General features: G+C 47.9%; 1 protein-coding gene. It reads left to right on the plus strand.

Annotated features, from left to right (window positions below; translation table 11 throughout):
• On the plus strand, positions 1-665 hold a 665-nt coding region (locus tag FQ608_RS27060; RefSeq protein ID WP_158861637.1), incomplete at its 5' end, for an outer membrane beta-barrel protein.
• Positions 666-1,147 lie beyond the last annotated feature (482 nt).

The raw sequence follows: 1,147 nt of genomic DNA on the forward strand, positions 1-1,147 counted from the left end.
ATGTGGGGTTGGGGGTGTCTTATTGGAACAGAACCTATTCGGGGGCGGATGAGCGTAGCTTTCTACCCAACTATCCCGGTGATGGGGACTTTAGCAAAGGCGGGGTGATGCCCTTCCTTTCCGCCGGCGTTAATCTCTTTGAGGGATTGGGAGTGGACGGTAGGATCGGGATATGGTCTGGGTCATTTACCGGGGAGCAAGCACTTTCCGGCGGTCTCCGTATCAACGAGTCCATCAAACAAATGGTAATTCCCCTGACTGTCGGTGTGTACTATGCGTACAAAGATGTCGTCCCCGATCAGTTCAATCTATTTGCCGGAGCAGGTGTAAACAGGTATTTTGTCCAGAACAGAGCGGAACGTAACGTCAGCGGTGGGGAAGGGAATGTGTCTTCAAGAACCTTTCACGGCAATGACTATGGCTTTTACTTTAAACTGGGCGGTGAGTACGTGCTAAGTAAAGCCTTTTCCCTGGCTCTGGATGGCCGATACAATACAGGCAGCTACGATAAAAAATACATCCCTGAGTTTGGAGCCCCTTCGGTAATCCGAAATGTGTCCCTTCAGGGCTTGGAAATCGGATTAAGTCTACGCTATAGGTTTGCTGATTTATATCAAGGATTAAAAAAGGAAGAATCCGGCCAAGATGAACAATCCCGCCGCTGATTGCCTACTAGATAATCCGATAACCATAAAAATACCGTCCTGGAGAGCTCCATGGCGGTATTTTTTTTTAGTGGTCGTCTCTTTGGTTCTGCCACCGTTTTGTCCCCCTAAATCCCTCCTCAAGGGGGGACTTTAGATGCCGTCATAAGAGATAATTAGTATCAGACGACGAATCTTACTGCTGGGGTGTTACGGAGCGGGGATTTCTGGGAAACTTGGTTCTGTTTGATTCTGCCTTTTCTTTTTCGGGATAGGTCATAGTAAATGGGGAATTAGGTTGATTGGTTATTAAGTTATTGGTTATTGAGTTACTGGTTACTGGGTTATTGAGTCATTACTAGTAAGTAATCCCAGCCCTGTAAGGGTGTATTCTTAGTAGCCTGGGGTATAGCGCAGCGGAGCCCCAGGACATGGATGAGATGAGTTCGGTTTCGTTTTGGCAGCGGGGATGGTTGTGGTGCCATTCCTTTCCCGCCAAAACC

The organism is Lunatibacter salilacus (genome assembly GCF_009797935.1).
GTDB lineage: Bacteria > Bacteroidota > Bacteroidia > Cytophagales > Cyclobacteriaceae > Lunatibacter > Lunatibacter salilacus.